Source organism: Paracidovorax cattleyae (assembly GCF_900104515.1).
GTDB classification, from domain to species: Bacteria; Pseudomonadota; Gammaproteobacteria; order Burkholderiales; family Burkholderiaceae_C; genus Paracidovorax; species Paracidovorax cattleyae.
Window position 1 is genome coordinate 15814 of the sequence record NZ_FNJL01000040.1, and the last position, 24336, is coordinate 40149.

The window sequence follows — 24336 nt, forward strand, 5'->3', positions numbered from 1 at the left end:
GAGCCATTCCGATAAAGAAGGCAGCATTACAAATACCGCGCCAAATATCGCCCCGTATGGCTGGCCGGGTTCGCCGCCACCTCCTCGGGCGTGCCCTCGGCCACCACGGTGCCGCCGCCCGCCCCGCCTTCGGGCCCCATGTCGATGATCCAGTCGGCCGTCTTGATGACGTCCAGGTTGTGCTCGATCACCACGATGGTGTTGCCCGCGTCGCGCAACTGGTGCAGCACCTTGAGCAACAGGTCGATGTCGGCGAAATGCAGGCCCGTGGTGGGCTCGTCCAGGATGTAGAGCGTGCGGCCCGTGTCGCGCTTGGACAGCTCCTGCGCCAGCTTCACGCGCTGGGCCTCGCCGCCCGAAAGCGTGGTGGCGGCCTGGCCGAGGCGGATGTACGACAGGCCCACGTCGAGCAGCGTCTGCAGCTTGCGGGCGATCGCGGGCACGTCCTGGAAGAAGGCGTGGGCATCCTCCACCGTCAGCTCCAGGATCTGCGCGATGTTCCGGCCTTTCCACTGCACTTCCAGCGTCTCGCGGTTGTAGCGCTGGCCATGGCAGACGTCGCAGGGCACGTACACGTCGGGCAGAAAGTGCATCTCCACCTTCACCACACCGTCGCCCTGGCAGGCCTCGCAGCGCCCGCCGGCCACGTTGAAGGAAAAGCGCCCGGGGCCATAGCCGCGTTCGCGGGCGGTGTTGGTCTCGGCCATCAGTTCGCGGATCGGCGTGAACAGGCCCGTATAGGTAGCCGGGTTGCTGCGCGGCGTGCGGCCGATGGGCGACTGGTCCACATTGATGACCTTGTCGAAGTACTCGATGCCCTCGATGGCCTCGTGCGGCGCGGGCTCGTCGTGGGATCGGTAGAGCTGGCGCGCCACGGCGGCGTAGAGCGTGTCGTTGACCAGCGTGCTCTTGCCCGAGCCGGACACGCCCGTCACGCAGGTGAGCAGCCCCACGGGAAACTCCACGCTCACGTTCTTCAGGCTGTGGCCCGTGGCGCCCACCACGCGCAGCGCCTGCAGGCGCCCCTGCTTCGCGCGGTGCTCTGCCATGCGCTCCGCGCGGCGGCGGCTGGCGTCGGTTTCGGGGAAGCGCGACTTGCCCTTCTTCGGCGGCTCGGCTTCGGCCTGCGCCTCCAGCACCGGCAGCCAGGGCGTGCGGCGCGCCGGCACGGGGATGACCCGCGCGCCCGAGAGGTACTGGCCGGTGAGCGATTCGGGATGGGCGCTCAGCTCGTCGCTCGTGCCCTGGGCCATCACGCGGCCGCCGTGCACGCCCGCGCCCGGGCCCATGTCCACGCAGTGGTCGGCGGCGCGGATCATGTCCTCGTCGTGCTCGACCACGATCACGCTGTTGCCGATGTCGCGCAGGTGCTGCAGCGTGGCGATCAGCCGGTCGTTGTCGCGCTGGTGCAGGCCGATGCTGGGCTCGTCCAGCACGTACATCACGCCGGTCAGGCCCGAGCCGATCTGGCTGGCCAGGCGGATGCGCTGCGCCTCGCCGCCCGAGAGCGTTTCGGCGCTGCGGTCCAGGCTCAGGTAGTTGAGGCCCACGTCGTTCAGGAACGTGAGGCGCGTGGCGATCTCGCGCACCACCTTGCCGGCGATCTCGGCCTTGGCGCCGCTCAGCTGCAGCGCCTCGAACCAGGCCCGGGCCTCGGCCAGGGTGGCGCGGCTCACCTCGTAGATGGCGCGGGACTGCTCGCCCTCGCCCACGCGCACGTGGCGCGCCTCCAGCCGCAGGCGCGTGCCATGGCAGTCGGGGCAGGGCTGGGTGCTGCGCAGGCGGGCGAGGTCTTCGCGCACGACGGTGGAATCGGTCTCGCGGTATCGCCGCGCCATGTTCGGCAGGATGCCTTCGAACGGGTGCTTCCTGACGACGGCCTTGCCCTTGTTGGCGCCGCTGTCCAGGATGTAGCTGAAGGCGATCTCTTCCTCGCCGGAGCCGTACAGCACGGCGCTGCGCACGCGTTCGGGCAGCGACTCGAACGGGGCCTCGACATCGAAGCCGTAGTGCCGGGCCAGGCTCTCGAGCATGGCGAAGTAATAGCCGTTGCGCCGGTCCCAGCCCTTGATGGCGCCGCTGGCCAGGCTCAAGCTGGGGAAAGCCACGATCCGCACCGGATCGAACACCTCCTGCTGGCCCAGGCCGTCGCAGGTGGGGCAGGCGCCGATCGGCGAGTTGAACGAGAACAGGCGCGGCTCCAGCTCGGGCAGCGAGAAACCGCAGATGGGGCAGGCGAACTTGCTGGAAAAAAGGTGCTCCCGCTCCGAATCCATCTCCAGCGCCAGCACGCGGCCGTTGCCGTCGGCGCCCGCGGCTTCCTGGCCCACGCGCAGCGCGGCCTCGAAGCTCTCGGCAAGCCGTTGCTGCGCGTCGGGGCGCACCTTCAGCCGGTCGATCACCACGTCGATGTCGTGCTTCTCGGTCTTCTTGAGCTGGGGGAGGTTCTCCACCTCGTGGATCGTTCCATCCACCCGGAAGCGCATGTAGCCCAGCGCATGCATCTGCGCGAACAGCTCGGTGAACTCGCCCTTGCGGCCACGCGCCACCGGGGCCAGCACCATGAGGCGGGTGTCCTCGGGCAGCGCCAGCACGGTGTCCACCATCTGGCTCACCGTCTGCGCGGACAGCGGCAGGCCGTGCTCGGGGCAGTAGGGCGTACCGGCGCGGGCGTAGAGCAGGCGCAGGTAGTCGTGGATCTCGGTCACCGTGCCCACGGTGGAGCGCGGGTTGTGGCTGGTGGCCTTCTGCTCGATGGAAATCGCGGGCGACAGCCCCTCGATCAGGTCCACGTCCGGCTTGTCCAACCGGCCCAGGAACTGCCGCGCATAGGCCGACAGGCTCTCCACGTAGCGGCGCTGGCCCTCGGCATAGAGCGTGTCGAACGCGAGGCTGGACTTGCCCGAGCCCGACAGCCCCGTGATCACCACGAGCTGGTTGCGCGGCAGGTCCAGGTCGATGTTCTTGAGGTTGTGCGTACGCGCGCCGCGGATGCTGATGCGTTGCTCGCGCAGGGCGCGGGCCAGGTAGGCCCCTTCGCCGGGGCGCGGATCATCGGGGACGGTGGGCTCGGTCACTTAAGGCGTCGGCATGCGGGAAACCCACCATGATAGGTGAGGCGGGCCGGCGGCGCCCGTGCCCATAATGGAAGCCCGTTCCCAGGCACCCGTGCCATGACCGTCCCGCCAGCCGCTTCCTCCGCCATCACCCGCCAGGACCGTGAACGCCTGCAGGGCCATAACGCCCGGGCCGTCTGGCTCACCGGGCTCTCGGGCGCGGGCAAGACCACGCTCGCGCACGCGCTGGAGGCCTCGCTGCACCGCGACGGCCTGCGCACCTTCGTGATCGACGGCGACCGCCTGCGTGCCGGGCTCAGCAGCGACCTGGGCTTCACCGATGCGGACCGGGCCGAGAGCATCCGCCGGGCCGCGCACGTGGCACGGCTGTTCGTGGATGCGGGATTTGTCGCCATCGTCGCGCTGATCTCGCCGTTCCGCGCAGAGCGCGCGGCCGCTCAGGCGCTGTTCGCGCCCGGGGATTTCCTCGAGGTGTACGTGAACCTGCCGCTGGCCCTGGCCGAGGAGCGCGATCCCAAGGGCCTGTACCGGCGCGCCCGCAGCGGCGCGCTGCCGCGCTTCACGGGGATCGATTCGCCCTATGAGCCGCCGGAGGCCCCCGCATTGGAGCTGCGCACCGATGCGCTTTCCGTGGCGCAGTGCGTGCAGCGCCTGCGCGCGCAGTTGGGCCTGCCACCCACCCAGGCCCACCTTTCCTGATCCGCAGGCCCGCCTGCGGGAAGCCCGGCGGCGGCTCGGCCATGGGCTGCGGAAACTGCGCAGAACGCGCTTTCCATCGCGGGATGGTTCCGTCATGATGGATGGTTACGCTTTGCCGTGCTCGACGGTTACGCCTTCTGCGTCCCCTTTCTTTTGGCCTGCCGGCTCCTGGCCGTGCAACCGTTTTCCGATGACTTCCGGTCTTTCCCGCGCCTTCCCGTTGCCGGCCTCCTTCTCGCTGCGCCGCACCTTTGCCCAATTTGCGCTGATCTGCCTGCTCACCCTCGGGGCGCAGGGTGCCTGGGCCATGCAGATCTTCGTGAGGCTGATGTCCAGCGAGACCTTGACGCTGGACGTGGAGCCCAGCGACTCCATCGGGAACGTGAAGGCGCAGATCCAGGACCAGAAGGGCATTCCGCCCGAGCAGCAGCGCCTCATCTTCGCGGGCAGGCAACTGGAGGACGACCGCACGCTGTCCGACTACAACGTACAGAGGAACTCCACGCTGCACCTCGTGCTGCGCCAGAGCCCGACCACGTTCTCGGCGGCGTCGGCCACCGGCACGGGCACCATCATGGCCACGCTGTCCGGCCCGGCCGTCGCGGACGGCTGCCAGTTCGACAGCACCCGGACCGCCTTCGAGACGCCCACGGGCGGCCCGGCCGGCGCGCAGTTTCCCCACGGCGTGTTCCGCTTCGTCGCCACCAGTTGCACCGGCAGCGTGACAGTGACGCTGAAATACCCCCAGGTCCTGCCCGACGGCACCCGATTCCTCAAGTTCGGCCCCTCCGGCCCCGGGGCGGACCGCTACACCTGGTTCGAATGGACGGACGCGCAGATCGCCGGCGACACGATCACCTTCACGATCACCGACAACGGCGCGGGCGACACCGACCCCGCCGTGGGCGTGATCGCCGACCCGGGCGGCCCGGCGCTGCTGGCTGCCGCGCCGGCGCCCGCACAGGCCACCCCGGTGCCGGCGCTGTCCCCCGCCGCGCTGGTGCTGCTGGCCTGCGCGGCCGGCGTGCTCGGCTGGCGGCAACGCCACCGCTGACGGCCGGCCGGCGCGGGGCGCGCGCGATGGGCGAGAATCGCCGTCTTTCCATCGCCCGCAACCGATGACCTCTGCCGTGCCGGATCCCCTGCCGCCTACGCCCGCGACCGACATCCCCGCCGCCTCCGCCACCACGATGACGCCGCTGGAGCGGCGCTCCAGCCTGTCGCTGGCGCTCATCTTCGCGCTGCGCATGCTGGGGCTGTTCCTGGTGCTGCCGGTGTTCGCGCTCGAAGCGCGCAAGTACCCCGGCGGCGATGACCCCGCCCTGGTGGGCCTGGCCATGGGCATCTACGGCCTCACCCAGGCCGTGCTGCAGTTGCCGCTGGGCATGGCCTCCGACCGCTTCGGGCGCAAGCGCGTCATCGTCCTCGGCCTGCTGGTGTTCGCGGCCGGCAGCCTGCTGGCGGCGCTGGCCGATTCGCTCGGCGGACTGCTGCTGGGCCGCGCGCTGCAGGGCGCGGGTGCCGTGTCCGCCGCCGTCACCGCCCTGCTGGCCGACCAGACGCGCGACGGCGTGCGCACCAAGGCCATGGCGCTGGTGGGCGGCAGCATCGGGCTGATGTTCGCCGTGGCGCTCGTGGCCGCCCCGCCGCTGGCGGCCCGCTTCGGCCTGCCCGGCATCTTCGGGCTGACCTGCGCGCTGGCTCTGGCCGGCATCGCCGTGGTGCTCCGGGTGGTGCCCCCCGAGCCCGCGCGCCATGCGGACGCACCGCGCGGCCGCCTGGCCGACGTGCTGCGCCACCCGGACCTGCTGCGCCTGAACCTCGGCGTCTTCGCGCTGCACACGGTGCAACTGGCCATGTGGGTGGCCGTGCCCGCCCTGCTGGTGCAGGCCGGCCTGCCCAAGAGCGCACACTGGCACCTCTACCTGCCCGCCGTGGTGCTGTCCTTCCTGGCCATGGGCGGCCTGTTCGCCCTGGAGCGCGCCGGCCGGCTGCGCGGCGCCCTGCTGGGTGCCATCGGCCTCGTGCTGCTGGTGCAGCTCGGGCTGGGCTGGGCGGCATCGGCTGGCACACCGACGGGGCTGTGGGCCCTGGGCGGGCTGCTGTTCCTGTTCTTCTGCGGCTTCAACGCGCTCGAAGCCAGCCAGCCGAGCCTGGTCTCCCGCACCGCTCCGCCGGCCGTGCGCGGCGCCGCCCTGGGCACCTACAACACGCTGCAGTCGCTGGGCCTGTTCGCGGGCGGAGCCCTCGGTGGCGCGCTGCTGCGCTGGGTCGGCGCACACGGCCTGTTCGTGGCGACCACCCTCCTCTGCCTCGCCTGGCTGGCGGCGGCCTGGGGCATGCAGCCCGTGCCGGCCCACGGCGGCCGCGCCCGGAAATAAGGCCCGGCGGCCCCGGGTCGGCTCAGCGACCGGCAGTTTTCCGCGGGGCGCCTTCCTCCGCGGGAGCGGGAGAACCCTCCGCCGCCGCATCCACGTCCGCCGGCGCCTCGGGCAGCTGCGCGGCGCTCAGCATGGAGGCCGCCAGGGTCTCGTAGAGTGGCCGCGCCAGCATGCGCGACACCAGGCTGGCCAGCATCGCGGAGGCCATCAGGCTCAGCACCAGCGCGTGCCCGTCCACCATCTCCATCACGATGATGAAGGCCGTGAGCGGCGCCTGCGTCACCGCCGCCAGGAAGGCCGCCATGCCCATGGCGATCAGGGCCGGCGCGATGGCCGGTGCGATGTCCCCGCCGGCCAGCAGCGCCACGTTGTGGCCCACGCCCGCCCCGATCGAGAGCGACGGCGCGAAGATCCCGCCCGGCACCCCCACCCAGGCCGACAGCCACGTGGCGATGAACTTGAGCGTGACGTAGAAGGCCGGCACGTCCGCCTGGCCGGCCAGCATGTGCTTGACCGCCTCCGAGCCCGCGCCGAAGGTCGCGCCGCCTGTCACCAGGCCGATCACCGCGATCGCCAGCCCGCCCGCCGCCGCGAAGCGCACCGGCCAGCGCGCCCGCCAGCGGTTGAAACGGTCCGGCGCGCCGGTGAGCGACGCCGCCATCAGCTTGGCGAACAGCCCGCCCAGCACGCCGCAGGCCAGCGAGACGGCCAGGCCCGGCAGCAGCGCGTCCCAGCCCAGCCGCGGCACCTGGATGCGCCCGAAATAGCTCAGGTTGCCGAACGCCGACACCCCCATCAGGCCGGCCAGCACGATGGCCGCGATGATCAGGCCGCTGCTGCGCGATTCGAGCTTGCGGGACAGCTCCTCGATGGCAAACACCACGCCCGCCAGCGGCGCATTGAAGGCCGCGGCGATGCCCGCCGCCCCGCCGGCCACGAGCAGCGCATGGGCAGTGATGCCCGACCGCGGGCCGAACCAGCGGCGCGCATGGTGCATCACGCCCGCCGCCACCTGCACCGACGGCCCCTCCCGTCCGATCGACAGGCCCGCCATGAACCCCGCGCTGGCCAGCAGGATCTTGGCCGCCGACAGCCGCAGGGAGACGAAGCGGCCCCGCTGGGGCGCCGTGAGGCCGGGCTCCAGCGCCGCGATTACCTGAGGGATGCCCGATCCGGCCGCGCCCGGCACCCAGCGCCGCGTGGCCCGGACCACCGCCGCGGTGATCGCGGGCGTCCACAGCAGCACGGCCCAGCCGCCGCCCCAGTGGTAGACGCGCTCGAACACCGCGAAGGCCCACTCCGCCAGCATGGTGAACACCACCACGCTGAGCCCGGCGGCCACCGCATAGGCCAGGACGATGCTGCGCTCCAGCCAGCGCTGGCCGTCGCGCAGCTCCGAGCGCAGGTTGTCCAGGAAGTCGGGTTCTCGTTGCATGGCGGGGCAGAGGGCGGGGAACGGACGCGGGCGCGGGCGCGGCGGGCGCCGGTCGCTGCGCGGCAGGACGGAGGGACATTGTGGCACCCTGCCGGGCGGGAACGGCGCGCGCAGGCATCGGCCGCTTGGGGCACAATCCCCGCTCCCTCTTCGCGGCGCCCCCGTGGCCGCCGCGCAGGCCGTAGTGCCTTTCCTCCACCATTCTCTACAGGCCCCTTCACACCATGGCATCCGTCAACAAAGTCATCATCGTCGGCAACCTCGGGCGCGACCCCGAGATGCGCACCTTCCCCAGCGGCGACCAGGTCGCCAACGTCACCATCGCCACCACCGACCGCTGGCGCGACAAGAACACCGGCGAGAACAAGGAAGCCACCGAGTGGCACCGCGTCGTCTTCAACGGCCGCCTGGCCGAGATCGTGGGCCAGTACCTGCGCAAGGGCTCCCAGGTCTATGTCGAAGGCAGCCTGCGCACCCGCAAGTGGACCGACCAGTCGGGCCAGGAAAAATTCACGACCGAAATCCGTGCCGACACCATGCAGATGCTCGGCAGCCGCCAGGGCATGGGCGGCGGCCAGGGCGGTGGTGGTGGCTATGACGACGGCGGTTATGGCGGTGGCGACGACGGCTACGGTGGCGGCAACAGCGCCCCGGCGCCGGCGCGGCGCCCTGCGCCCCAGGCGGCCACGCCGCGCCCGGCACCGGCGCCCCGTCCTGCTCCGGCACCCGCGGCCCAGGCGCCGCGTGCGGCGTCGGGGTTCGACGACATGGATGACGATATTCCGTTCTGAGATCTGCCGTTGCCACAATGGCGAACAAGAAGCCCCAAGTGCCTGTCACCCGGGGCTTTTTTCTTCCTGACGCGGTGACCTGCCATCCGATCAGCCGTTCTTACCTGACCCACTCATCCCCGATCATCTCGGCCTGCTCCAGTACCAGCTCCACCGCGGCATCAGCCAAGTCAGGCGGGTACTTGTACTTGCGCAGAATCCGCTTGACCATCAGCCGCAGCTTGGCCCGCACGCTCTCGCGGTGCGCCCAGTCCACGCTGATGTTCTGGCGCAGGCTGGTCGTCAGTTCGTGGGCGATCTTCTTCAGCGTCTCGTCGCTCAACTCCCGCGCCGCCGATTCGTTGAGGATCAGCGCGTCGTAGAACTTCACCTCGTCGTCGCTCAGGCCCAGGCTCTCGCCGCGTGATGCGGCCTCGCGGAATTTCCTGGCCATTTCCACCAACTCTTCCATGACCTGGGCGGTTTCGATGGAACGGTTCTGGTAGCGCTTGATGACGTTGCCCAGCAGCTCGGAGAACTTGCGCTCCTGCACCACGTTGGTGGCGAAGCGGCTCCTGATCTCGCCTTCCAGCAGGCGCTCCAGCAGCTCCACCGCCAGGTTGCGCTCGGGCAGGTTCTTCACCTGCGCCAGGAAATCGTCGTCCAGCAGCCCGATGTTGGGCTTGTCCAGGCCCACGGCATCGAAGATGTCCACCACGCGGTCGGACACCACCGCCGAGCCGATGATCTGGCGGATGGCCAGCTCGCGCTGCTCGTCGGTCTTCTTCTGCTGGGTGATGTCCTTCTTGGTCAGGATCACCTTCACGGCCTGCATGAAGGCCACTTCTTCGCGCACGGCCTTGGCTTCGTCCAGCGTGCAGCACAAGGTGAAGGCCTTGCTCATGGCCAGAGCCGTATCGGCGAAACGCTTTTTGCCATCGCGCCGGCCTTCGCTCTTCAGGCCCAGTACATGGTTGGCCGCACCTGCCAGCACCTTGTGCCCACCCGTGAGGAAGCCGCTGTAGTCGAAGCCATGCAGCATGGCGCGGAGCACGTCGAGCTTTTCCTCCAGCACGGCGTACGCCTCGTGGGCATCGACCGTGGGTTTGCCCCGGCCCTTGCTGGCCGTGTATTCCTTCATCGCGGCCTTGAGTTCGTTGCCGATGCCGATGTAATCGACCACCAGGCCACCCTGCTTGTCCTTGAACACGCGGTTCACGCGGGCGATGGCCTGCATGAGGTTGTGGCCCTTCATGGGCTTGTCCACATACAGGGTGTGCACGCAGGGGGCGTCGAAGCCCGTCAGCCACATGTCGCGCACGACAACCAAGCGCAGCGGATCGGTCGGGTCCTTGAAGCGCTTCTCCAGACGCTTCCTGACCTGGCCGCTGTAGATGTGCGGACGCAGCAAAGCCTTGTCGCTGGCCGAACCCGTCATCACGATCTTGATGGCGCCCTTCGCAGGGTCTGCGTCATGCCAGTCGGGGCGCAGCTTGATGATCTCATCGTACAGGTGCACGCAGATGTCGCGGCTCATGGCCACGACCATGGCCTTGCCGCTCTGCGCCTTGTTGCGCTCCTCGAAGTGCCTGACCAGGTCCGCCGCCACGGCGGCCACGCGGGGCTCGGCGCCCACCACCTTTTCCAGGGCGGCCCAGCGGCTCTTGAGCCTGGCCTGGATGCCCTCTTCCTCGTCTTCGGCCAGCTCGTCCACCTCTTCGTCGAGGTGAGGCAGCTCGTCTTGCTTCAGGCTGAGCTTGGCCAGGCGGCTCTCGTAGTAGATGGCCACGGTAGCGCCATCTTCCTTGGCCTGCTGCATGTCATAGACATGGATGTAATCGCCGAACACGGCGCGCGTGTCGCGGTCTTCGCTGGACACGGGCGTGCCGGTGAAGGCCACGAAGGTGGCGTGGGGCAAGGCGTCGCGCAGATGCTGGGCATAGCCGGCCTGGTATTTGTGTTCCACCTCATACGCAGGCGGAACGAAATCGACGGTCAGCGCCGAACTGGCTTCGTCACCCGTGGTCCTTGCAGTCGCTGCGCGCTCTGGCTGGCCCGCCTTGCGCTTGATGGTCTTGAGCTTGGCCTCGAAGCCGTACTGCGTGCGGTGCGCTTCGTCGGCGATCACCACGATGTTGCTGCGCTCGGAGAGCATAGGGAAGGCGTCTTCGTCCTCACCCGGCATGAACTTCTGGATGGTGGCGAACACGATGCCGCCCGATGGCCGGCGGGCCAGCTTGGCGCGCAGGTCCTGCCGCGTTTCCACCTGCACGGGCTGCTCGCGCAGCAAGTCTTGCGCCAGACTGAACACGCCGAAGAGCTGGCCGTCCAGGTCATTGCGGTCGGTGATGACCACGATGGTGGGATTCTTCATGGCCGGCTCCTGCATCACCCGTGCGGCAAAGCAGGTCATGGTGATGCTCTTGCCGCTGCCCTGGGTGTGCCACACCACCCCGCCCTTGTGCGAACCACCCGGGCGGGAAGCGGCCACCACCTGCTCGATGGCCGCGCGCACCGCGTGGAACTGGTGGTAGCCGGCGATCTTCTTGATCAGGCCGCCGTCGTCCTCGAACAGCACGAAGTAGCGCAGGTAATCCAACAGGTACGCCGGTGCCAGCGCACCGCGCACCAGGGTTTCCAGCTCGTTGAACTGGCCGAGCGGGTCCAGCGTGACACCGTCGATGGTGCGCCAGGCCATGAAGCGCTCGGCATTGCTGGAGAGCGAGCCCATCAGCGCCTCGGAGCCATCCGACACCACCAGCACCTCGTTGTACTGGAACACGTCGGGGATCTGCGCCTTGTACGTCTGGATCTGGTCGTAGGCCTTCCAGATGCTGGCGTTTTCATCGGCCGGGTTCTTCAGCTCCAGCAGCACCACGGGCAGGCCGTTGAGGAACAGGATGATGTCCGGGCGGCGAGTGTGGTGCGGGCCCTTGAGCGAGAACTGGTTGACGGCCAGCCATTCGTTGGCCGCTGCATCGCCCCAGTCCACCAGCCGCACGAAGTCGCCCCGGGTCTCGCCGTCCTGCTGGTACTGCACGGGCACACCGCCCACCAGCAGCCGGTGGAAGTGCCGGTTGGCCGACAGCAGCACCGGGGTGCCCAGGTCCTGCACCTGCTTGAAGGCGTCTTCGCGCGCTGCCAGGGGAATGAGCGGGTTCAGGCGGGCGATGGCGTCGCGCAGGCGCTGGGGCAGCAGCACCTGGCGGAAGTTGTCGCGCGCCGGCGCTGGGCCATCGGGGGCGATGTCGTAGCCGCTCAGGTGGGTGTAGCCGACTTCGATGAGCCAACTCAGTGCGTCCTGTTCGAGTTGATCTTCTGTCATGGCGCAACCTCCCCTGCTTGATTGGTCATTTGCTCGGTCGTTTAGCATGCTAAACGCGTAAGTCATTGATTTATTTGAAAAATCCCGCCGTTTAGCAATTGGCTGATGAATTGCTAAACGCCCGGCGCCTTCAACGCAGGGTGTAGAACGGCTTGCCCTTCCCTTTGTTCTTCAGCAGAAAACCATCGTCCTGGCTCCACTTGGTCAACAGCCTGGACGCCTCCACTTGGGCTGAGGGCGAATCGCCGAGCCCCAGCAGTTCCCGCATTCGCGCGTTCTCGATGCGCTGGTGGTCTCGCAGGTACTCCCTCACCATCTCTGCATAGCGCACGGGGTTCAGGCCGCGAGTCCGTGTATAGGCCACCTTGCCCTTCAAGGCCGTGGCAACGCCCTTGGCCAGATGAAAGGTCGCTGCAGGGGTGTGCCCCTTGCGCTCCAGCAAGTTCAAAGGGGGCATGCACATGGCCTCCAGCACCCACCGGGCCTCGTCACGCGGCAACTGAAGCACCTGGGCCACCTCTGCCGAATCGATGAACGGCTGCCCCATCAGGGCATCCAGCACCAACAGATGATCCAGGGACACCTCTGCGCCTTCGGCATCCAGGCGGGCCACCACTTGCGCCACGGCATCGTGGGTGGCCCGGTTGAACAACCTCAAGGTGACCGAGTGGCCATCCGTCTGGTATTGGGGCCTCCGCTTTCCGAACACCAGCGCAGACCTGAAGATGCGCCAACGTCCAATGCCGGAAGACTCCACCAGACGCAGCTTGACCAGCGCATTGGCCAGCGTGCGGTTGCGGGGCACGGCCTCATGCCGAAGGATGTTGTCTGGTGTGATGCCTGCAACGAAGCCCCCTGGGCTGGTCACCACCAACTCCTGTGCCGAATGCCGCACCAGGATTTCGCCCGGATTGAGGTAGTCCCGATGGGTCAAGGCGTTGAGCACAGCTTCGCGCACCCCTTCTATCGGGTACTGCGGTATGCGCATCTTGAACAAGCCCAGCTCGATTTCCTTCTCGGGGTTCAGCGGTCCCACGAAGACCTGCTCCATGCGCTCCACGGCTTCAAGCAAGGGCAAGCGATCGATGTCGTTGCGCGCCACCGTGGTTTCGCTGTCGTGCAGCACATAGTGGAACTGGGCCTGCGGGCAGCAACGCGCCAATACCTCTCGGCGGGCAAACAACAGCAGGCCCGTGTGGGTGACGCGGCCATCGCGCACCGCCTCCAGCCCCTGCAAGAACGCCAGATCGGGCAGATCCAGCAAACCCGAAGACGGCGCCTTGCTGCGCAGCACCTGGCGGGCACGTTCGATCTGAAGCGGGTCCAAGTCACTCAGGGTGACGCCTTGGGCGGGCTCACCACTCCAGTCCAGTGCCGCACTGGCCACCTGGGCCCGCTGGAACACGACGCGGTCCAGCGGCATGCAGTTCTTGCCCACCCGCTGCTTGAACAGGCCTGCCGCCGTGCCGTAAGGCTTCTGCAAACCTTCAGGCACCCGCATCACAAGCAACCTGCCCGTGCCCTCGGGCACCGATAACTCGAACACCTCGGCCTCGATGCCTGGGCGTGTGCCGTCGTAAATCGCGCGCTTGAACACGTCCACATCGTGCCCCTGCGTGCCTTGAATGGCCTGGGCACGGCCCTTGAGTTTGTCGGCCACGCCGAACACGACGACACCACCACCTGCATTCGCAAAACAGACGGCGTACTCACAGGCCACTTTCAGGTCTTCCTTGGGACCCTGCGAGGGCTTGAAGTCCAGGTGCTCGCTTTCGAGATCGTCAGCGATGTGGCCTTCGAGTCGGTCCAGCAAGGCCAGGATGTCGTCGAGCATGGGAATGCTCATGCGGCGGCCTCCAATTGGGATTGGGCTTCCGGCAGGCGGAGTTGGCCGGAGATGAGGCGGGGGAGCAGGGTGTCTCGCAGCATGGACAGCGATTGCGCCGTATCTGCGTTGCAAGAGATTCGGGCTTTCAGCGGCAAGACAGCCGCATCAAAGGCAGCCAGTACCGCCCCCGTAGGCACCAGCAAAGGCATGCTTCCCAACTTGCTTCGAGAAAGCTCCGTCTGACCAGTGGACCCTTCGCCCATGGCTTCAATATGTCCCTGCCTGCTTTGCATCCATTGGCCGAGGTAAGGCCAGCTGACCGCCTCGCCTGCGCGAACCACGGTCACGTGGGAGTCAACGATGGCGGGTTCGGGTAAATCCAATATTTGCCCAACTCGCCCCAAGGTTCCCACACCGGTCGAGTTCACCAAAACATCCCCCTTCTCCAGCAAGCGGCCATCCACCTTCCGGTGACTGGGATCGTGACGGCGCCCCTTTGACCAATCGATAGAAAAGTCCCGAACGCACTTCTGGTTCAGCACGAGCAGACCGCCATCGTCTACGTACTTGGGTGAAATTCCTCTGTTGAGGTAAGTCGTGACGTCCGCCAATATCTTGACTGACCACCCCTTCGGCACCACCCCCAACCCTGTCTCTTCCAACGCATCCGGAAACAGCGCGACCGTGGCCTCGTCCATGCCTTCGGGGGCGCGGCCTGCCATCTTGGCGCGCACGGGGTCGAAATCGACGAACCACGACTTGAACAGCGCCTGGGCGAGGGCTTCGAGGGTGGCGTTGGTTTCGCGCAGGAGAGTGATGCGGTCGTCAAGTGCCTGCAGCACTGACACGATTGCATCCTGCTCGTCGACGTCCGGGACCTTCAGCGGAATCGAGTAAATGAAGTTTCGATTCAACGATGGCTGGGCGCTGCCGGAGTTGAACGTACCAAGATCGAGCATCTGAAGCAAATAAAAGGCGAACCGGGGGTTGTTGCCAAGAAAGTCAGTGACGTAGAGACAAGTGTTGTGCGGCCAATAGTCCACCTCGATGAAGTGAACCTTCCCAGCGGATGCCCCACTTCGCCCAATGACAACGCCGGGGCCTTTGGCTAAAGACTTACTGTGCGTTCCATTTGGCCCTGCTGAACCCATAACAGGCACATTGCCGGGCTCTTGCTCTGCCGCCGTAAGGTCATGACCTCGCTGGAGCCGTACAAATTTGCCAAGGGTGGCTTCAGCCCACTCAGAACTCATACCCTAGCCCCCCCAGCTTCTGCCGAATCAGCGCATCCAGCTCCGCCCCCTTCGCCATCTGCTCACCCAGCTTCTCGGTGAGCTTCTGCATCTTCTCGGCAAAGGCCTCGTCGTCGTCTTCCACGGCTTCGGCGCCCACATAGCGGCCCGGGGTCAGCACATGGCCGTGCTGCGCAATTTCGGCCAGGGGCACGCTGCGGCAAAAGCCCGGCACGTCTTCATAGCTGGTGATCGTGGCGCCCACCTCCACCTCGCCGCGCCAGGCGGCCACGGTTTCAGCGATGCGCTTGATCGCCGCATCATCTAGCTCCGCCTGCACGCGCGAAATCATCTTGCCGAGCTTGCGCGCATCGATGAACAGCACTTCGCCCTTGCGTGCCTTTTGCTTGGCCAGGAACCACAGGCAGGCCGGGATCTGGGTGTTGAAGAAGAGCTGCCCCGGCAGGGCCACCATCACTTCCACCACGTCGGCATCGACCATGGCAGCGCGGATCACGCCTTCGTTGTTCTGGCTGCTGCTCATCGAGCCATTGGCCAGCACGATGCCGGCGCGGCCCGTGGGTTTCAGGTGGTGCAGCATGTGCTGCAGCCAGGCGTAGTTGGCGTTGCCTTGCGGCGGGTCGCCGTAGTGCCAGCGGGCGTCGCCTGCCAGGCTGCCGTGCCACCAGTCGCTGATGTTGAACGGCGGGTTGGCCAGGATGTAGTCGGCCCGCAGGTCGGGGTGCTGGTTGTGGGTGAAGGTGTCTGCGGGCTCTCGCCCCAGGTTGAAGTCGATGCCGCGAATGGCCAGGTTCATGGCGGCCAGGCGCCAGGTGGTGGGGTTGGCCTCCTGCCCATAGATGGACACGTCGCCCAGCTTGCCGCCGTGGGCTTCGATGAACTTCTCGGACTGCACGAACATGCCGCCCGAGCCGCAGCACGGGTCGTACACCTTGCCGTGGTGCGGGGCCAGCACGGCCACCAGGGTCTTGACGATGCTGGCAGGCGTGTAGAACTGCCCGCCCCGCTTGCCTTCGGCACTGGCAAACATGCCCAGGAAATATTCATACACCTGGCCCAGCACGTCGCGGGCCACGGCGGGGTCGGTGCCGAAGCCGATGGTCGAGACCAGGTCCACCAGTTCGCCCAGCTTGCCGCCGGGCAATTGCGCGCGAGCGTATCGCTTGTCGAGGATGCCCTTGAGCTTGGGGTTCTCGGCTTCGATCAGGCCCAGGGCGTCATCGATGTGCTTGCCGATGGTGGTCTGCTTGGCTGCGCCGCGAATGGCCTCCCAGCGGGCGGCTTCGGGCACCCAGAACACGTTGGCCGAGGTGTAGTAGTCGCGGTCTTCGAGTTCGGCGGCGATGTCTTCGTCGCTGGCATTGCCGTAGAAGTATTCGTCGTCGGGGTCGCGCAGGCGCGCAGCCAGTTCGGCGGTACGGGCGGTGAAGGTGTCCGAGATGTACTTGATGAAGATGAGGCCGAGCACCAGGTGCTTGTACTCGGCGGCGTCCATGTTGGCGCGCAGCTTGTCGGCGGTGGCCCAGAGGGTCTTCTTGATGTCGTCGAGCATGTATCCCGTGAGCTGGATTCTTTGTTGACTGCAAGGTGGCAAGGAGGCCTGCCAGACTTGCTGATCTTAGTTCGCAGCTCGGGGCGGGATCAGTTTAGTCAGCAATGGCTGACTGTCACCTGGCCCGCAACCCCTCCGCATACGCCAGCAGCCGCTCACGCATCGCCTGCGCGGCCGGGCTGAGCGACTGGCCCGCCAGGCGCAGGATGCCCAGCCGCCGCTCGCGCCGGGGCGCCACCAGGGGCACGAAGGCCAGCCGGTCGGCCAGCATGGCCGGCATGCCCAGGCGGGCCAGCACGGTCACGCCCACGTTGGCATCCAGCAGCGCCAGCATGGTCAGCATGGTGCTGACCTGCATCACCGGCGCCTGCAGCCAGCGGGCCTCCTCCGGCCAGGCGGCCAGCTGGTGGTGGGCGGTGGTGCCGAGCAGGGGCAGGCCCTGCAGTTCGTCCCAGCGCAGCTGGCGGTGCCGCGCGAGCGGGTGGCGACGGCTGCACACGAGGCCGAAGGCATCGCCCGCCAGCGGCTCGAACACGATCTCCGGCGCTTCCGACACCAGGCTGCCCACACCGAAATCCACCTCCCCGTCCCGCACCATGCGCTCCACGTTGCGCGAGTTGTCGTCCAGCAGGCGCACGGCCACGCCCGGATGGTCCTGCAGGTAGCCGCTTACCAGGCCCGGCAGCCAGTTGCCGGCCAGCGCGGCGATGGCCGCCACGGTCAGCGTGCCCCGGTCCTTGCGCACGAAGGCCGACACCGCCGCGGCCGTGCGGTCGTGGTGGAGCACCAGCTCGCGCAGGAAGGGCAGGCATTGCCGGCCCAGGGGCGTCAGCACCGAGCGCCGGCCCGGCTCCAGCAGCGCGCCGCCCAGGCGATCCTCCAGCGCCTGCACGGACTTGCTGATGGCCGGCTGCGTGCGGAAGGCCTTGTCTGCCGCCGCCTGGAACCCGCCATGCTCGGCCACGAGCAGGAAGTGGCGCACCTGGGTGACCGGCAGGTCGGGCAGCAGCGGGTACGGGGATGTCATGGCAGGCGATTCCTCTTGCTCATCATCGAATGAAAATTATTCCCTATCCGCATCGGCGGCAGCTGCCTAGGATGGCCGCCATGCCCCCGCTGCCTGCCTCCCGCCCCCACCCCGTCGATGCCCCCGGAGCGCCGCCCCTGCCGCCCGCGGCCATGGATGCGGTGGACTGGTGCGCGCTGCGCGGGCCGCTGCTCGTGGCCCTGCCCGGCGCCGGCTGCTCGCCCGCCGTGTTCGGGCGCCTGCACGCTCCGGGCTGGACCGTGCAGCCCGTGGACTGGGCCGAGCCGCCCCGCAGTCCGCATTCCTGCGAACCGTGCGCAGTGGCGCGGCGCCTGGCCGACGCCCTGCGCCCGCGCGTGCAGGACGGCGATGCCGGGCCGGTGGTCCTGCTGGGCTATTCCGTGGGCGGGGTGCTGGCCCTGCTGACCGCGCTGCAGCCCGGGTTGCCGGTGGCTGGCGTGGTGGCGGGCAATACCGGCGCCCACAGCAGCCGCCATGGCGATCCAGGTTTCGCCCGCCGGGTGCGCGAAGGCTGGACCGCGGAGGCCCGGCGGGATTTCCTGCGCACCTGCTTCGCCCGCACGCCGCCGGCCATGCTTTTCGCGCAGCTGTGCGCCTATCTGGACAGCCTGGCGCCCGAGGCGCTGCTGCAGAGCATCGAGGGCCTGCGAGCCGTGGACCTGCGCCCCCTGCTGCCCTCGCTGCGCGGCCCGGTGCTCGTGTTGCACGGGGAACGGGATATGCGCCGCAGCGTGGCCGATGCCGAGGAACTGGCGGCTTGCCTGCCCTCGGCGCAGTTGCGGCTGCTGCCCGGCGGCCACACGCCCATGGTGGACTGCCTGCCGCAGTACCTGCAGGCGCTCCACCCCTTCCTGGCCGCGCTCGCCCACCAGCCGGCACAGGCGTGACGTACGCCGCCATCCGCTCGCCCACCCCATTCCAAGACCAGCCCCCAGGAGACATTCCCATGCGCCGTACCGCCCTTTCCACCCCGCCGCTGCCCCGTCGCCGTGCCCTGCTGCGCGGCCTGGCCTGCCTGCCGCTCACCACGCTGGCCCTGCCCGCCGCGCGTGCGGCGGACGCCCCGTGGCCGGGCGGGCGGCCCATCAGCCTCATCGTGCCTTCCGCGGCGGGCGGCGCTGCGGATTTCGTGGCGCGCACCTTCGCCAGCCACGTGCCCCGCACGCTGCCGCTGGCCACCATGGTGGTGGACAACCGCCCCGGCGCCGCGGGCATCCTGGGTGCGCTGGCCGCCAAGGCCGCGCCGCCGGACGGCTATACCTTCCTGCTCACCAGCAACTCCACGCACGCCGCCAACGTGAGCCTGTACCGCAGCCTGCGCTACGACCCGCTGAAGGACTTCGTGCAGGTCGGCATGTTCGGCCGCTTCAGCTCCGTGCTGCTGGTGCGCTCCGACGCGCCCTACCGCAGTCTGGCCGAACTGGTGGCGGCGGCACGCGCCAGGCCCGGCACGCTGAACTACGGCTACTACAGCTCGTCCTCGCAGGTGCCGGCCGAGCTGCTGCGCGTGCATGCCCGCCTGCAATACCAGGGCGTTTCGTACAAGTCGGTCACCCAGATCCTGACCGACCTGATGGGCGGCCAGCTGGATTTCGTGTTCATCGACACGCTCTCGGCCGCGCCCGCGCTGCAGAACGACCGGCTGCGCCCGATCGCCGTCACCAGCCCCCGGCCGCTGCCGGCGCTGCCCCAGGTGCCAGCGGCCAGTTCCGTCGTGCCCGGCCTGGAACTGCAGGGCTGGTTCGGCCTGGCCGCGCCGGCCGGCACGCCGGCCGCGGCCGTCGAGGGCATGGGCCGCGCGCTGCAGCAGGCCATGGCCGACCCCGCGGTACAGCAGGCCTACGCCGCGCGCGGCTTCGAGAACGCATGGCGCTCCGGGCCGGACCTGCAGCGCTTCATCCAGGAGGACATCCGCCGCTGGGCCGAATGGGTGGAGATGGCCGGCATCGAGCGCATGTGAGAAGCCTGCCCCATTTGGTTGTATGATACAACTAAATGGAGTTACCCATGCCCACCGATCCAGCCCTCGTCGAGGAAATCCGCGCCGCGTCCCGCTCGATGGTGCGCGCCCTCGGTTTCATGGGGGGCGATTTCGCCGGCACCGATCTGTCGCCGTCCGCGGTGCACGCCCTGATCGAGATCGGGCAGGACGGCGGACAGCTGACGGCGCGCGACCTGGGCGAGCGCCTGCGGCTGGAGAAGTCCAGCGTGAGCCGCATGCTGCGCAAGCTGGTGGCTTCGGGCGACGTGCGGGAAACGGCCGGTGCGCAGGACGGGCGCGTGAAGCAGCTGGCGTTGACCGCGCGCGGCCGGCAACGGATGGCGGGCATCCATGCGTTCGCGCGGGCGCAGGTGGTCGGCGCCCTCGAACATCTGGGGCCGGGGGAAGACCGCGCCGTGCTCGAAGGCGTGCGCCTGTATGCCGCCGCGCTGGCCCGGATGGGCCACGGCGGGCCCGCGACGGCACCGCAGCCGCCGCAACCGCAGCCGCGGCCCACGGTGGCCCTGTGCTCCGGCTACCGCCCCGGGCTGATCGCCCGTGTCACCGAAATGCATGCGCTCTTCTACGCACGGGAGGCGGGTTTCGGCCAGCGGTTCGAATCCGTGGTGGCGGGCGGCCTGGCGGAGTTCTGCGGCCGGCTGGACGCCCGGGAGCCTTCGCCCAACGCCGTGTGGACGGCCGAGGTGGACGGACGGATCGCCGGTTCGGTGGCCATCGACGGCGAAGACCTCGGCCCGGGCACCGCCCACCTGCGCTGGTTCATCGTGGATGACGGGGTGCGCGGCGGCGGCATCGGCCGCCGGCTGCTGGCCGCCGCGCTGGCGTTCGTGGACGCCCGGCCGGCCTTCGCCGAAACGCACCTGTGGACCTTCAGCGGCCTGCACGCCGCCCGCCGCCTGTACGAGGCGCGTGGTTTCACCTGCGTGGAGGAGCGGCCGGGAAGCCAGTGGGGGCGGGAAGTGCTGGAACAACGCTTCGTGCGGCAGCGCCCCTAGGCACCGGCCGCCCGGGCCCCGCGCATGCCCGTCGCCCCCGGCCGGCCGGCTCCCCGGGCCGCCAGGACGGCATCCTGCAGCGCCAGGGGCCGGGCCAGGTAGTAGCCCTGGGCGAAGTCCACGCCCAATCGGCCCAGGGTCTCCAGTTCGGCGGACTCTTCCACCCCTTCCGCGACGATCCGGCTGCCGATCTCGTGCGCGAAGCTGATCAACCCCTTGGCCAGCGCCCGGCGGTGGCTGTCGCGGTCGATGGACTGCGTGATGCTGATGTCGAGCTTGATGATCTCGGGCTGCAGCTGGAGGATGTGGCGCATGCTCGAATAGCCGGCGCCTGCGTCGTCCACGGCCAGGCAGATGCCCCGCGCGCGGAACGGCTGCAGGGCCTCGGCCAGGGCCGCGTAGTCGTTCACGGCGGCATGCTCGGTCACCTCCAGCACCACGCGGGACAGGTCGGTGCCGTCGTCCATCAGCGCCTGCAGCCTGCCCGAGAGGATGAAGTCCGGCGAGCAGTTCACGTTGAACGGGAGGGCGGCGGGAAAGCACTCCAGCGAGGACAGCGCCCGGCGGATGGCATGCAGTTCCAGTTCCATCCCCAGCCCCACGCTGTGGGCTGCGCTGAACCACTGGTCCGGCGGGCGCAGGGGCTCCATATCGAACCGGGACAGGCATTCGAAGCCATGGAGGCTGCGCCGCCCGATGTCATAGACGGGCTGGAAGACCGTGCGCAGGTGGCCATCCTGCATCGCCGCGCGGATGACGTGCGCGACCGCCTCCCGTTCCTTCTCGCGCCGCGCTGCCAGGTCGAAATAGAAGCCGAGGAACTCGGCGAAGGCACGCAGCACGTCCATGTCGCGCTCGGCGAGCGAGGCGACGGGCTGGTGGCTGAAGCAGCACAGGGTGCCGAACAGGCGATGGTCTTCGAGCACGATGGGCGTGCTGAGGTGCGAACCGATGGGAATGGACACCGTCTCGGGAATCTCCATCGCCGCAGGCACGCGGGAGGTATCGGGGATGTATTCGGGCAGTTCGCCCCGGATCACCTTCAGGCAGTAGCCACTGCCGAGCGGGACCACCTGCCCTGGCTGGAGCACGCAACCGGCTTCACCGTCCACGTAGTCGAGCACGCGGTCGCTGTCCTGGAACCGTGAGATGAACGCCACGTCCATGGACAGATGCCTGCGGACGACCTGCAGGACGCGCTCGAGCCCGGCCGCGCTGACGGAATGCTCGAAGAACGGCGCCAACGGATCGGAGTAGGTGGTCGTTGCCATATCCTTCCTTGTTTGCCTGCACAGCCCGTTGCGGCGCTGCACGGCCCTCTCTCGCCGTAGTTTACGGTCGAACCCTCTCCGATAGCTATCCTTGAATCATCGAGGGGCAGGACATCAGAGGGCAGTGCCGCCAGGCGCCAGTTCGGCGACGAGGTGGTCGACCAGCGCCCGCAGCTTGGGCGCGGTATGGCGGGACGCGGGAAACACCAGGTAGGCGGTGCCCTGGTAATGGCTGTCCACGGTCCAGCCGGGCAGCACGCGCACCACCCGCCCGGCCTGCAGCGCGTCGCGCGCCACAAAATCCGGCACGCAGCCCACGCCCAGCCCCGCCTCGATCGCCGCGAGGCGCATCTCGCTGTGGTTGACCGCGTAGCGGCCGGCGACCTGCATCTCGACCACGCCATCGCCGAGATGGCCGTCGCCGTCGCGGACGAAGCGCCACCGGCTGTCGCCCGCCTGCTCGCCGAGCGGCAGGCAGCTGTGGATTGCCAGGTCCTCGGGGCGGCGGACAGGCTCCCGCGCGGCGAGATAGTCCGGGCTGGCGAGCACCCATTGCCGCACCGGCATCAGCGCGCGGGCCGCCATGCCCGGCGGCGGATCGTCGGTCATGCAGACGACGAGGTCGATGTCCTCCCGCAGGGCATCCACCGGCCGGTCGAGCACCAGCAGGTGCAGGTCCACCTCGGGATGCACGCGCAGGAAGGACAGAAGCGGCCCGTGCAGCACGTGGCGGGCGAAGGCCTTGGGCGCGCTGAGCCGCACCAGCCCCCGGGGCGTGCCCACGTGGCCTTCGGCGGCCTGCAGGGTGGCCCGGGCCGCGGCCACCATGGCGCGCCCGCGCTCCAGCACTTCCAGCCCGGCCTCCGTCAGCCGCAACTGCCGGGTCGTGCGCTGCAGCAGGCAGACGCCCAGGGTCTTCTCCAGGCGCGCCACCTGCCGGCTCACGGCAGACGGCGTCAGCCCATGCCGGCGCGCGGCCGCGGAGAAGCTGCCGGCCTCCGCCACGCGGACGAAGGCCACGAGTTCCACCATCACCTCCAGGGCGTCATTTGTTCTCACCGGGCACAGCTCCTGTTCTGCCGCCCAGTCTAGTCAATGCCCGGCGGCCCGGCGAACAATCACCGCACCCCCACAAGTACCCAAGGAAAACAGGCATGCAGGCAAGCGGAATCCGCGTTTCCGGAACCATCGGCACGCGGCACCGGCCGCCATTCGGCGCCACCGAGGCGCTGCTGCTCCTCGTGGCCGTGATCTGGGGTGGCAGCTACAGCGCTGCGAAGACCGCCACCGCCCAGGTACCCGTACTGCAGTTCCTGGTGCTGCGCTTCGGCCTGACCTTCCTGCTCCTGCTGCCGGCGCTGCGCGGGCTCGCCCTGCCGGACTGGCGCGCAGCGCTCGCCGGTGCATCAGTGCTGGGGCTGAACCTGCTGGCGATCTTCGTGTGCGAGACCTTCGGCGTCTCGCTGACCACCGCATCGAACGCGGCCTTCCTGATCAGCCTCTGCGTGGCCTTCACGCCGCTGTGCGAATGGTGGCTGCTCAGGGAACGGCCCGGCCGCGCCGTGCTGTCGGCCGCCGCGCTGTCGCTGCTGGGCGCCGGGCTGCTGGCCTTCCAGCACGGCGGGCTCTCCGGCCTCGCCTGGGGCGACGGCCTGATGGTGCTCGCGGCCTTCCTGCGCGGCGCGATGGTCTGCCTCACGCGCCGCCACGGCCAGCGGCACGGCCTGCCCGCGCTCACCGTGACCGCGGTACAGATGGGGGTGATGGCCCTGGGCTCGGCGGCCCTGATGCTCACGGTGCAGGGCCCCGGCTGGCCGCCCCTGCCGCACACCGCGCCGTTCTGGGGGGCCATGGCCTTCCTGGTGCTGCTATGCACCCTGTTCGCGTTCTTCGTGCAGAACCACGCGGCATCGCGCACCAGCCCCTCGCGCGTGGCCCTGCTGATGGGCAGTGAGCCGCTGTGGGGTGCACTCATCGCCATGCTGTGGGTGGGCGAGCGCATGGCGGCCCAGGGCTGGATCGGCGGCCTGCTGATCGTCGCCTCGGCCGTGTGGGTCACGCGCAGGACCGCAGACAACGCCTGACGTCCGGGGGCCCCTCAGCAGATGTGCCCGGCCTGGCTCCTGCCGCTTTTCAGGTCGAAGCCCACGTAGCAGGTGTGCTTTCCGGACCGGGTCCGGTAGCAGGTCAGGTCGTTCTTCTACCGCATCCTCTCGCCCGGTTCGGAAGGGCACAGGTTGGGGGTGTCTCGCTCCATCTGCTCGAAGATCTGGCGGGCGGCGTCCTTGTCGATCCGGATCGCAAGGCTGGAGCCGGATTTTCCAGCGGGCCGGGGATCGCCCAACTCTCCGGAATAGAGGGTGTTATGAACTTCCCGCTGCGGCCAGCACCCGCGCGGCGGCGGGCAACATGAGCACTGCAAACACCAGGAAATGCAGTCCGCTGAGCACTTCGGGCAGCCGCTCATAATCCCGAGAAAGCCTGCGGAACCTCGCCAGCCAGCCGAAGCTTCGCTCCACCACCCAGCGCCGCGGCAGCAGCACGAAGCCCTTCTTCGCCTCGGGCAGCTTCACGATCTGCAGCTCGATGCCGTTGTCCCGTGCGGCCTCTGCTGCCGCCTCGCCCGTGTAGCCTTGATCCGCCCAACCCCGCTTCACCGAGTGGCCCGTGGCCTGCTGTACGTCTTCGCACAACTTCTGC

Annotated in this window: 18 protein-coding genes; 8 read left to right on the plus strand and 10 right to left on the minus strand. The window is 68.7% G+C overall.

Features of this window, described 5'->3' with window-relative positions:
* Positions 1-26: 26 nt before the first annotated feature.
* Positions 27-3077, minus strand: coding sequence for an excinuclease ABC subunit UvrA (gene uvrA / locus BLR05_RS22975; protein WP_092839445.1), 3051 nt, complete (start codon positions 3075-3077; stop codon positions 27-29).
* Positions 3078-3173: 96 nt separating this feature from the next.
* Here uvrA and cysC point away from each other — a divergent pair, with 96 nt between their 5' ends.
* From cysC to BLR05_RS22990, 3 genes are all read left to right on the plus strand, one after another.
* Positions 3174-3776: an adenylyl-sulfate kinase gene (gene cysC / locus BLR05_RS22980; RefSeq protein ID WP_092839448.1), complete on the plus strand. Its 603-nt coding sequence runs from the start codon at positions 3174-3176 to the stop codon at positions 3774-3776.
* A gap of 190 nt (positions 3777-3966) precedes the next feature.
* Positions 3967-4830, plus strand: a complete 864-nt coding sequence (locus BLR05_RS22985) for an IPTL-CTERM sorting domain-containing protein (RefSeq protein WP_092839451.1) — start codon at positions 3967-3969, stop codon at positions 4828-4830.
* Positions 4831-4966: 136 nt separating this feature from the next.
* Positions 4967-6157: an MFS transporter gene (locus BLR05_RS22990; RefSeq protein ID WP_092839489.1), complete on the plus strand. Its 1191-nt coding sequence runs from the start codon at positions 4967-4969 to the stop codon at positions 6155-6157.
* A 22-nt stretch (positions 6158-6179) separates the two neighbouring features.
* Here BLR05_RS22990 and BLR05_RS22995 read toward each other — a convergent pair whose 3' ends face one another.
* Positions 6180-7592 carry a chloride channel protein gene (locus BLR05_RS22995; RefSeq protein ID WP_092839454.1) on the minus strand — a complete coding sequence of 471 codons (1413 nt, stop codon included), beginning with the start codon at positions 7590-7592 and terminating at the stop codon, positions 6180-6182.
* 224 nt (positions 7593-7816) lie between these two features.
* On the opposite strand from BLR05_RS22995, the gene ssb reads away from it, so the two are divergent.
* Positions 7817-8383: a single-stranded DNA-binding protein gene (ssb, locus tag BLR05_RS23000; protein WP_092839457.1), complete on the plus strand. Its 567-nt coding sequence runs from the start codon at positions 7817-7819 to the stop codon at positions 8381-8383.
* A gap of 100 nt (positions 8384-8483) precedes the next feature.
* On the opposite strand, the gene BLR05_RS23005 is transcribed toward ssb, so the two are convergent.
* From BLR05_RS23005 to BLR05_RS23025, 5 genes are all read right to left on the minus strand, one after another.
* The gene (locus BLR05_RS23005; protein WP_092839459.1) at positions 8484-11687 is read right to left on the minus strand and encodes a type I restriction endonuclease subunit R; all 3204 of its coding nucleotides are present in this window, start codon (positions 11685-11687) and stop codon (positions 8484-8486) included.
* Between the two features lie 130 nt (positions 11688-11817).
* The gene (locus BLR05_RS23010; RefSeq protein WP_208606053.1) at positions 11818-13521 is read right to left on the minus strand and encodes an RNA-binding domain-containing protein; all 1704 of its coding nucleotides are present in this window, start codon (positions 13519-13521) and stop codon (positions 11818-11820) included.
* A gap of 8 nt (positions 13522-13529) precedes the next feature.
* Entirely contained in the window at positions 13530-14768 is a 1239-nt protein-coding gene (locus BLR05_RS23015) for a restriction endonuclease subunit S (RefSeq protein ID WP_092839464.1), read from the minus strand.
* Positions 14758-16320 carry a class I SAM-dependent DNA methyltransferase gene (locus BLR05_RS23020; protein WP_092839467.1) on the minus strand — a complete coding sequence of 521 codons (1563 nt, stop codon included), beginning with the start codon at positions 16318-16320 and terminating at the stop codon, positions 14758-14760. The genes BLR05_RS23015 and BLR05_RS23020 overlap by 11 nt, the downstream gene beginning before the upstream one ends.
* Positions 16321-16435: 115 nt before the next feature.
* Positions 16436-17347 (minus strand): LysR family transcriptional regulator, encoded by a 912-nt coding sequence (locus BLR05_RS23025; RefSeq protein ID WP_092839470.1) that lies wholly within the window; start codon positions 17345-17347, stop codon positions 16436-16438.
* A gap of 80 nt (positions 17348-17427) precedes the next feature.
* Here BLR05_RS23025 and BLR05_RS23030 point away from each other — a divergent pair, with 80 nt between their 5' ends.
* The 3 genes from BLR05_RS23030 to BLR05_RS23040 are packed head-to-tail and all read left to right on the plus strand — an operon-like array spanning position 17428 to position 20365.
* Positions 17428-18255, plus strand: coding sequence for an alpha/beta fold hydrolase (locus tag BLR05_RS23030; protein ID WP_244160156.1), 828 nt, complete (start codon positions 17428-17430; stop codon positions 18253-18255).
* A gap of 59 nt (positions 18256-18314) precedes the next feature.
* Positions 18315-19328, plus strand: a complete 1014-nt coding sequence (locus BLR05_RS23035; protein WP_244160157.1) for a Bug family tripartite tricarboxylate transporter substrate binding protein — start codon at positions 18315-18317, stop codon at positions 19326-19328.
* Between the two features lie 47 nt (positions 19329-19375).
* Positions 19376-20365 carry a bifunctional helix-turn-helix transcriptional regulator/GNAT family N-acetyltransferase gene (locus BLR05_RS23040; protein WP_092839475.1) on the plus strand — a complete coding sequence of 330 codons (990 nt, stop codon included), beginning with the start codon at positions 19376-19378 and terminating at the stop codon, positions 20363-20365.
* On the opposite strand, the gene BLR05_RS23045 is transcribed toward BLR05_RS23040, so the two are convergent.
* Positions 20362-21636, minus strand: coding sequence for a sensor domain-containing phosphodiesterase (locus tag BLR05_RS23045; RefSeq protein WP_092839478.1), 1275 nt, complete (start codon positions 21634-21636; stop codon positions 20362-20364). The genes BLR05_RS23040 and BLR05_RS23045 overlap by 4 nt on opposite strands.
* A gap of 114 nt (positions 21637-21750) precedes the next feature.
* A complete protein-coding gene (locus BLR05_RS23050; protein ID WP_167361331.1) occupies positions 21751-22695 on the minus strand; it encodes a LysR family transcriptional regulator in 945 nt (314 codons plus the stop codon).
* A 95-nt stretch (positions 22696-22790) separates the two neighbouring features.
* Here BLR05_RS23050 and BLR05_RS23055 point away from each other — a divergent pair, with 95 nt between their 5' ends.
* Complete coding sequence (locus BLR05_RS23055; protein WP_092839483.1) at positions 22791-23720, plus strand: DMT family transporter; 930 nt, start codon at positions 22791-22793, stop codon at positions 23718-23720.
* 279 nt (positions 23721-23999) lie between these two features.
* Here BLR05_RS23055 and BLR05_RS23065 read toward each other — a convergent pair.
* The coding region (locus BLR05_RS23065; protein ID WP_143015988.1) for a transposase at positions 24000-24336 on the minus strand (337 nt) is incomplete at its 5' end.